This window comes from Actinoalloteichus spitiensis RMV-1378, from assembly GCF_000239155.1.
In the GTDB taxonomy this organism is placed as follows: domain Bacteria; phylum Actinomycetota; class Actinomycetes; order Mycobacteriales; family Pseudonocardiaceae; genus Actinoalloteichus_B; species Actinoalloteichus_B spitiensis.
Genome location: NZ_AGVX02000379.1, coordinates 1 through 4,591 on the forward strand (window position 1 = coordinate 1; position 4,591 = coordinate 4,591).

5 protein-coding genes are annotated in these 4,591 nt (G+C 74.3%); all 5 read left to right on the forward strand.

The window, feature by feature from the left end:
- On the forward strand, positions 1-279 hold a 279-nt coding region (locus ACTIDRAF_RS29360), incomplete at its 5' end, for a hypothetical protein (RefSeq protein ID WP_039787751.1).
- Between the two features lies 1 nt (position 280).
- A complete protein-coding gene (locus ACTIDRAF_RS0216765) occupies positions 281-1,402 on the forward strand; it encodes an iron-containing alcohol dehydrogenase (RefSeq protein ID WP_016699876.1) in 1,122 nt (373 codons plus the stop codon).
- Positions 1,403-1,486: 84 nt separating this feature from the next.
- Positions 1,487-3,064, forward strand: coding sequence for a nucleotidyltransferase family protein (locus tag ACTIDRAF_RS0216770; RefSeq protein WP_157163084.1), 1,578 nt, complete (start codon positions 1,487-1,489; stop codon positions 3,062-3,064).
- Positions 3,064-3,714: an MFS transporter gene (locus tag ACTIDRAF_RS33865; RefSeq protein WP_016699878.1), complete on the forward strand. Its 651-nt coding sequence runs from the start codon at positions 3,064-3,066 to the stop codon at positions 3,712-3,714. Before ACTIDRAF_RS0216770 ends, ACTIDRAF_RS33865 begins: the two co-directional genes overlap by 1 nt.
- A complete protein-coding gene (locus ACTIDRAF_RS33870; protein ID WP_157163085.1) occupies positions 3,711-4,364 on the forward strand; it encodes an MFS transporter in 654 nt (217 codons plus the stop codon). The genes ACTIDRAF_RS33865 and ACTIDRAF_RS33870 overlap by 4 nt, the downstream gene beginning before the upstream one ends.
- Positions 4,365-4,591 lie beyond the last annotated feature (227 nt).

Consider the following 4,591-nt stretch of genomic DNA (forward strand, 5'->3'; position numbering starts at 1 on the left):
TGGGCGCTCGCCGCCCTGGACCGGCTCGTGGGGGGCGGGGGGCGCGCGGTGGTCGCGGGTCCCCCCAGCGCCTACCGGGCCGGGCACCGGCGGGTTAGCGACCAGGTGTTGACCCGGCTCGCCGGAGCTCGGGACGACGTGGTGCTGCTGGGCGGGGACACGGTGGCCGAGCTCCCCTGGTCCGGGCCGACGTCGACGGGCGGCGGCTCGGCGCTGCGGTACCTGGCCGAGGGCGGTTGCGCGGTGCTCGACGCGCTGCGGGACGACGACGGGAGATGAGATGCTGACCTTCGACCACCTGGTGCCGACCTCCGTGGCCTTCGGCAGGGGCCGGTTGGCCGAGTTGGGGGAGATCACTTCGGCGCACGGCCGCCAGGCCCTGCTGGTGTGCGGCCGGACGGCCATGCGCCGACACGGGGTGCTGGACCGCGCCCTGCACAGCCTCACCTCGGCCGGGGTGTCGGTGGTGCTGTTCGACGGGGTCTCCCCCAACCCCCTGGCGGCGGAGGTGGACGCGGCGGCGCGGCTGGCCAGGCGGGAGAAGTGCGAGGTGGTCGTCGGTCTCGGTGGGGGCAGCGCGTTGGACGCGGCGAAGGCCGCGGCGGTCACCGTCCCGCACACCTCGGTCCGCCCGCTGATCGGGTCGGTGCTGCCCAGGACCCCGGGGAGCCTGCCCGTGGTGGCGGTCCCCACGACCGCCGGCAGCGGTTCCGAGGTGACCAAGGGCGCGATCATCACCGACGAGGCCGTCTCCTTCCGGTCGGGTGTCCGGGGCGACGACCTCTTCCCCGTCTCCGCGATCGTCGACCCCGACCTCCTCGTCAGCGCCCCCACCGCCGTCGTGGCCGACTCCGGGTTCGACGCCCTCGCCCACGCGGTGGAGAGCTACGTCGCCCGCCGGGCCAACCCGATCAGTGACCGGTTCGCCGAGGCGGCGGTGGAGCTGATCACCGAACACCTGCCGAGGGCGGTCGCCGGTGAGACCGGCCCGGAGGTGCGGGAGGGGCTCGCGTTGGCCTCGCTGCTCGGCGGGTGCAACGTCGCCACGGCGAGCACCTGCCTGCCGCACCGGCTGCAACAGGGCATGGGGGCGGTGCCCCGGGTGGACATCTCGCACGGCCGAGGACTGGCCTGCGTGTACCCGGCCTGGATGGAACGCGCCTATTCGCACGCCCCGGAACGGTTCGACCGGTTGGCCCGGTTCGTGGCGGCGGATTCGGTTCCCGACGCCGTCGGCGAACTCACCAGGAGAATCGGTATCTCGTCCCGGCTCACCGACCACGGATTCCGGAAATCCGATCTGGACTCCCTCGTCTCGGGGGTTTCGGGAAACCTGGCCAACGATCCGATCGACCGGCCCGACGCCACCCTGGTCGAGGAACTCTACGCCGCGTCGCTGTAGTCGGGCTCCACGAACATTGAGCGATTCTCCAACACCTCACCGCACCAATTGACCGCGTCCGCCCCGCCGGGGAACGCTGCGACGGTGAGCTCCGGGAATTCCCTCGTGGACGCGCTGGCCTGGTCGGCTGGCGGGGACGTACCGCGTCCCACCCTCGATGACGTCGACACGACCGCCTTCGCCCATGCGCTGCACGCGCACCGGCTCGACGCCCGGTTCCTGCACCGGGTGCGGGTCGAGTCGGTGCGCGTGCCACCGGACCTGGTCTCGGCGCTCACCGACCGGCTGACCGGGATCCGGGCCGCGATGGACCGGCGGGCCGCGTTGGCGACGGTCCTCGACGAGGCCACCGCGGGCCGGGACCGCTCCCGCTCGATGGTCCCTCTCAAGGGGTTCACCCTGCTCGCGTTGACCGGCGAGGAACGCGCGGTGCGCCACAGCGGCGACCTCGACGTCGTCGTCGCCGACCCGGCCGGCTTCGTCACCTCGGCCGACCGGTTCGGCCTGGTGCCGAAGGGCCCTCGGGAGATCTTCGACGAGTACGCACGACTGGTCGCTCCGGAACACGGCATGGTCGAGGTGCACTCCTACTACCCGGTGCCCAGGTGGCGCACCAGGACGACGCCGGAGGACTGCGACCCGCGAGCCCACCCCGGTCAGTGGGTGCACCACGAGACGTTGGGGGAACACCGGATCCTGCACGGCGACCTGGTCGACCACCTGGTGGAGGGCACCGGGATGCCGGGTGCGCCCCGCGTGCTGCGCCCGGAGGCGGCGGTGGTGGTGCAGGCGTGCCACCTCTACGGCGACTACATCCGCGCGGTCCTCCCGGTGCCGCTGGGCACCGTGCGCCTCGACGAGATCGCCGCCGTCGCCGACATGTGCGCGCTCCCAGGGTTCGACGTCGCCGTGTTCGCCGAGCTGGTCACGCGGTTCGGCGCCGAGGACGTGGTGTCCTTCGTCCGCGCGCTCTCCGTCGACCTGCTGGGCCGGGACCCGGTGCCCCCGGGCTGCTCCCTGCCCGCGCCCTCGGACCGGTTCTTCCCCGTGGACCTGTGGTGGGACGGTGTGGAGGGGTTCCTCGTCGACCCCGGTTGGCGGCCGGCTGAGCTCGTCGTCCGCACCCGGGAGCACGAGGAGGTGCTGGCGGCGATCGGGGGCTCCACCGTCGCCGTGCCGTGCTCCTCGGAGCCGACGAGGATCAGCGTGGGCGCCAGGACGTCCACCGACCTGGCCCGCAGCGTGTTCCGCCCTGGCCGGACCGGGCCCTTCGACGTCGTCGGTGAGCTGTCGGCCGACGACGGGGCGCTGTCGGTGGTGCTGTCCACCCCCGCCGCGGCCGACGGCCACATGACCGCGTTGTCGCTGAACTTCGGCGACCACCGCTTCGAGTTCTTCCACACCGCCGCGACCGGTGAGCTCCGGTTCGACGACTACTCGCTGACCTCCCCTGCGGACGCCGAACCGGTCGGCCGCTCGGCGGAGCGCACCGGTGGCCGGGACGTGCTGCGGGTGCGGATCCCGTGGCGGCGGTTGGGCGGCTGTCCGGGGCCGGGCCGGGGGATGGTCCTGCTGGCGGGGATCCGCCGGCAACGCCTCGGGTGGGCCGAGACGGACGGCGCCGCGATCCTCCCGCTGCGGCTGGACGTCGGACCGGCCTGATGCGCGGGACCCGCGTCGGGCGCGCGCTGCCGGCGGCGGTGGGGATCGGGCTGCTCGCCAACGCGACCTTCACCGGCCTGGTGAGCGTCGCCCTCCCCCTGTTCCTGGCCGACCGTGGAGCGGGCAAGGGCGAGATCGCGTTGTTCTTCGTGCTCAACGCCGTGGCCGCCGCCGTGCTGAACCTGACCGTCGGCCGGGTGCTGCGCCGCGGTTCCTCCCGGTGGGCGGTGGCGGGCAGCGCCGGGGTCTCCGCCCTGGGCCTGGTCGCGCTGGCGGTGACCGCCGAGACGGCGGCCCGCTACCCGGCGGGCATGGCCGTGATGGCGATGAGCCTGGTATACCCGCAGTACGTGGCGATGGCGCACCACTACTCGTCGCGTTCGGTGGCGCGGACGGTCAGCTCCCTGCGCATCCGGTACGTCGCCGGGTACGTCGCCGGCCTCGGGGTGTTCGCGGTGGCCGCCGAGGCGGAACGGGTCACCACCAGCCCGCTGCTGGGGCCGGTGGGGGTGGCGGTCGGTCTGGCGTTGCTCAACGTGGCCGTCGCCTGGCTCCCGCTGTCCGGACGGCCGGCTCCCGAGCGGCAGGCGGACCAGGTCGGTCCGGCGGCGGCCGGGGCCCGGTGGCGTCCCTCCGGGCGCTGGTGGTGACGGCGGCGATCGCGGTGTTGTCGCTGCGGGCCGCCGACAGCCTGCGGGGCGTGTACCTGCCGTTGTACGCCAACGACGCGGGGATCGGTTCCAGCGGGGTGTCCGCGCTGTTCGCGGTGACCGCCGTCGTGGAGTTCGCGGTCCTCGTGCCGATCGCCGCCGCCAGCGACCGGTTCGGCAGCAGACCCGCGCTGGTCGTGGTCTCGCTCGTCGGGCTCGCGTCGTTCCTCATGATCGTCGTCGACGCCGGTTACCCCGTCCTGGTCCTGTCCCAGGTGGTCTACGCGGTGTTCGCGGCCGGCTTCCAGAGCATCGGTCTGGTGATCCTGGGGGAGGCGCTGGCGTCGGGCATGGGCGGCGGGGCCGCGCTGTACACCGCGCTGGTGCAGGTCGGTTCCACCGTCGGCATCCTCGCACCGCTGGTGGTCCCGGGGTACAGCCCCGCCGTGTTCCTGATCGCCGTGGGCTTCTGCGCGCTGGCGACGGTGCTCCTGCTGGTGGGCCGCCGGGCGACGGCCTCCTCCGACGAAGCGGGCAGCCCCGGGGCGGACGAGCTCGACGAGTCCGGGGCGGACTCGGGTTCGCGGTCCCCTCATCGGGGGCAGGGTCCGCCGGCCGCGCCGGCCCGTCGTCCGGCGGACCCGGTATGAGGCGCGAACCGACACCGGTGTCCCCGGTGTCGCCCGCCGCTCCGCCAGCTCAGCCGCCTCCGGCGAGGGGCCGCCCCGCAGGACCGACGACCACCGCCCAGGGGCAGGTACGCGGCCCGGGAACGGACTCCCCGCGAGCGCGGTCGGGGACGGACGGCGCCGGCCCGCCCGGGCGGCCCTCCTGCGCGACCGGGGTACGGCGGCATCGGCCAGTTCCCGCCGCCACC

Bases quoted from the DNA above. Each gene is read 5' to 3' on its own strand.
- ACTIDRAF_RS33865 (WP_016699878.1), top strand. From the start codon at position 3,064: ATGCGCGGGACCCGCGTCGGGCGCGCGCTGCCGGCGGCGGTGGGGATC.
- ACTIDRAF_RS0216765 (WP_016699876.1), top strand. From the start codon at position 281: ATGCTGACCTTCGACCACCTGGTGCCGACCTCCGTGGCCTTCGGCAGG.